Below are 4,057 nucleotides of genomic sequence, written 5' to 3' on the forward strand. Positions count from 1 at the left end.
CACCTGGTGTGGGAGGCCGTGCCGTCGAAGTATCCACGACTGGACGATGACGGCCGGCACCGGATCGCCCGCGAGCTCGACGTGATCGAGGAGAAGGACTTCCCGGGGTACTTCCTGATCGTGCACGGCATCGTCGCGGAGGCCCGGAGGCGCGGCATCCTCTGCCAGGGCAGGGGGTCGGCTGCGGCGAGCGCGGTCTGCTACCTGCTGGGCATCACCGCGGTCGATCCGATCCTCTACCGTCTGCCCTTCGAGCGGTTCCTCGCGACCACGCGGACGGAGGAGCCGGACATCGACGTCGACTTCGACTCCGACCGCCGTGAGGAGATCATCCAGTGGGTGTACGCGGAGTACGGGAGGGAGCGGGCTGCCCAGGTGGCGAACGTCATCCAGTACCGCCCCAAGAATGCGGTGCGCGACATGGCCAGGGCTCTCGGCCACTCCCCGGGCCAGCAGGATGCCTGGTCCCGCCAGGTCGACGGCTGGGGAGCGGGACTGGAACCCGCAGAGGGGCACGACATCCCCGAGAACGTGCTCGCCTACGCCGGAGAGCTGCTGAAGGCGCCTCGACATCTCGGCATCCATTCCGGGGGCATGGTGCTCACCGCGCGCCCCGTCGGAGAGGTCGTTCCTGTGGAGCACGCCCGCATGGAGAACCGCACGGTCATCCAGTGGGACAAGGACGATGCCGCCTTCATGGGGTTGGTGAAGTTCGATCTGCTGGGACTCGGGATGCTCGCCGCCCTCCAGCACTGCTTCGACCTGATCCGGGAGACCACGGGTGAGGAGTGGACGCTCGAGACGATCCCGAAGGAGGAGGCCGGCGTCTACGACATGCTCTGCCGCGCGGACTCGATCGGCGTCTTCCAGGTGGAGTCCCGTGCTCAGATAGGGCTGCTCCCCCGCCTGCAACCGCGGAGCTTCTACGACCTCGCCATCCAGATCGCCCTCATCCGGCCCGGCCCCATCCAGGGCGGGGCCGTGCACCCGTTCGTCCGGCGCAAGATGGCGAAGGACCGCGTCGACGAGGAGAACCGGGAACGGGGGTCTCGGGGAGAACCGCCGGTGGAGTTCACCATCCCCTACCCGCACAGCGATCTGGAGGACATCCTGAAGCGCACGCTGGGCATCCCGATCTTCCAGGAACAGCTCATCCAGATGGCCACCGCCGTGGGCGACTGCACAGCGGACGAAGCCGATCTGCTGCGCCGGGCCATGGGCTCCAAACGGGGCCTCGAGAGGATCGAGAAGGTCAGGGACAAGCTTTATGCGGGGATGGCGAGGCGCGGGCTCGTCGACGAGGCGGCGGATCGTATCTATGCGCAGATCCAGGCGTTCTCCAACTTCGGTTTCGCCGAATCGCACTCGCTGTCGTTCGCACTCCTCGTCTATGCCAGCTCCTGGTTGAAGCTGCACTACCCCGCCGCGTTCCTCGCGGGACTCCTGCGCTCGCAGCCCATGGGCTTCTACTCCGCCGCGACCCTGACCGCGGATGCCCGACGGCACGGAGTGGAGGTGCGCCGCCCCGATCTGCATCTCTCCGGTGCGATGGAGCTGCTGGAGCCGCTCTCCTCGGACACCCCGAGAGGGCCGACCGGCCAGGATCCGTGCCTGAGCGTCCCTCAGCCGCCGGTGCTGCGCTTCGACAGGTCTGCCGCGGATAAATCCGCCGCGCACCGCAGAGACGGCGGGTCCGCTGTGCGGCTGGGACTCGGCGGCATCCGTGGGATCGGCATGGCGATGGCCGAGAAGATCGTCGCCGAGCGCGAAGCGAACGGCCTCTATCGGGACCTGAACGACCTGGTCAGACGCACGGATGCCACAGCCGCCCAGCTGGAGGCGCTCGCCACCGCCGGGGCCTTCGACTGTCTGGGCCTGGAACGCCGGGAGGCCATCTGGATGGCGGGAGCCGCCGCCGAGGATCGCTCCCGTTTCCTCCCGGGGACCACAGTCGCGGTGCAGCCGCCCCTGTTCGCCGATCAGAGCAGCTACGAGCGGCTCTCCGCCGACCTGTGGGCGACCGGGGTGTCGACCGACGACCATCCCCTGACGCACTTCCGGGAGGCTCTGCGCGCTCGCGGCGTGCTGACAGCGGTCGAATTGCAGAGGCACGAGGCGGGTCGACGCATCGAGGTCGCCGGGCTCGTCACCCATCGTCAACGACCGGCCACGGCTTCCGGGATCACCTTCGTGAACCTCGAGGATGAGAGCGGGCTGGTGAACGTCGTCTGCTCGGCCGGGGTCTGGAACCGCTACCGCCGCGTGGCCCGAGACTCACCGGCGCTCATCATCCGCGGCATCCTGGAACGATCGGCCGAGGGCGTGGTCAATGTGCTGGCCGATGGGTTCGAGGATCTGCGCACCGGTCTCACCCATCGCTCCAGAGACTTCCGGTGACGCTGCGCGCCGGGTTCACCAGAAGCGCTCCGGCTCCTCTGCCGGCGGGCGATCGGCTCCGCCCCACCGGTCCGCCTCGGCCTTGGCGGCATCGGCAGCGGCGTCGGCTTCGTGGAGAGCCACCTTGGCACCGGTATACCCGGGACCGAGGGGATCGACGAGCAGCGTGGTGTGGGCTCCTGCGCCTCCGATGGTGACCGTGCACCTCAACACCCGCCCGATCCAGCGGGAGAAGTCGCCACTCGGGTCCTCTTCGCGTCGGTAGCGGATGCCGGTGTCGAGGTCGACGATGGCCAGGACCACCGGCTCATCGGTGAGCGGATCGACCTGCTCCGTCACGTCGATGCGATGGCCGTGGGGGATGGCGACCTGAGCGGTGAGCACGAGCAGTCTGTCCATGAGTCCACCCTAGAGAAGCACCAGAGGAAGACAACAGCGAGTCCCCGCTACCCGAATTCGAAAATTTCTTTGTCCCCCAAATGGCGGACAAGCCGATTAAGCGATATTCTGCTCTCGTAGCGGGGGCTACGAGGCTGATGACCTGGGGAAATCAGCCGTGAGCGCAGCGAGATCTTCGCCGCCTCCCCTACCGTCCGGGAAGGGCGGTGAGCCCTCTCGGCGGCACCATCTGGGGCGGGTCATCGAGAGGGCAAATCTCCCCACCGCACTACACTGCGCTGGACTCGATCCACGGCTCCTTCGCATCGCCTCGGCGATCGTGCACCTCCGGCGATCAGCGCGCAAGTCGTGTGCGCAGGGATTCCAGGAGAAGGTCGGCCCCGAGCTCGAAGGTGCGATCAGAGCGGGCGCTCCCCCGCTCGGCCCCGTCGATGAGGCGTCCAAGCGTGCGGGTCGGCTCCCCCGGCTGCCAGATCTCGTCAGGCGACGCGAGATCGAGACCGAAGCCGATCGCGAAGGCGTCGATGACGGCGATCACCGAGAGCACCTCGTCCTCGGGGAAACCGCCGTCGACGAGCGCCGAGGCGAGGTCGTCGTATGCGGCGATGACGGCCGGATGCGTGATCGTCTTCCCCACGAGCAATGGAACGAGCTGCGGATGGTCGGCATACATTCGGCGCTGGGTTCGCAGCACCGCGAGCACGAAGACATCCCAGGGCTCGCCGTCCCACTGCACGAGGTATCCCTGCACGAGCTGCCCGCGGATGAGTTCGAGTATCCCGTCCATGCCGTCGACATGGTTGTACAGCGAGGAGGGGCGCACGCCGAGCTCGCGGGCTATGGCATTGACCCCGAAGGGCCGGCCGCCTCTCGCGAGAGCGAGGCCCGCGGCGCCGATGATCTCCGGAGACAGGAGCGGTGTGGAGGGCCTCGGCATCGGGGGCTCGCTTTCTCCGGCGGACCGGTCGTGAGTTCGGGGGTTCCGCAAGAACCCCCTCCTGTGCATAATAATGAACACCATTCGTTTACGAACACCATTCGTTTATGATCTCGTGCCCCATCCGACGCACACCCGTTGTCTCCCCTCCCCGCGCACAATGCCGTGCCGACTCCCCTTGGAGCTCCATGACCACGCTCGATCTCCGCACCAGAATCCCTCTCCGCTTCCCGACAGCGGCCGCGACCTTCGCGATCGGCATCGCCGGGTATCTGGGCGTCAACCTGTCGCCGTACATGATCACGGCCGCCCAGACCGGCCTCG

The 4,057-nt window shown here is 67.5% G+C and carries 3 protein-coding genes; 1 reads left to right on the top strand and 2 read right to left on the bottom strand.

Translation table 11 applies throughout. The features are described 5' to 3' along the window. A partial coding sequence (locus DSP71_RS02175) for an error-prone DNA polymerase (RefSeq protein WP_258546215.1) occupies positions 1 to 2,397 on the top strand: 2,397 nt, incomplete at its 5' end. A 15-nt stretch (positions 2,398 to 2,412) separates the two neighbouring features. On the opposite strand, the gene DSP71_RS02180 is transcribed toward DSP71_RS02175, so the two are convergent. Beyond that, a complete protein-coding gene (locus DSP71_RS02180) occupies positions 2,413 to 2,796 on the bottom strand; it encodes a hypothetical protein (RefSeq protein ID WP_046749353.1) in 384 nt (127 codons plus the stop codon). A 334-nt stretch (positions 2,797 to 3,130) separates the two neighbouring features. After that, positions 3,131 to 3,733, bottom strand: coding sequence for a TetR/AcrR family transcriptional regulator C-terminal domain-containing protein (locus DSP71_RS02185; protein ID WP_061017096.1), 603 nt, complete (start codon positions 3,731 to 3,733; stop codon positions 3,131 to 3,133). Between the last annotated feature and the right edge of the window lie 324 nt (positions 3,734 to 4,057).

The sequence above is a fragment of the Microbacterium sp. H6 genome (genome assembly GCF_003314775.1).
Classification (GTDB): domain Bacteria; phylum Actinomycetota; class Actinomycetes; order Actinomycetales; family Microbacteriaceae; genus Microbacterium; species Microbacterium oxydans.

Coding starts and splice junctions, on each gene's coding strand:
- DSP71_RS02185 (WP_061017096.1), bottom strand. CDS start 3,733: ATGCCGAGGCCCTCCACACCGCTCCTGTCTCCGGAGATCATCGGCGCC.
- DSP71_RS02180 (WP_046749353.1), bottom strand. CDS start 2,796: ATGGACAGACTGCTCGTGCTCACCGCTCAGGTCGCCATCCCCCACGGC.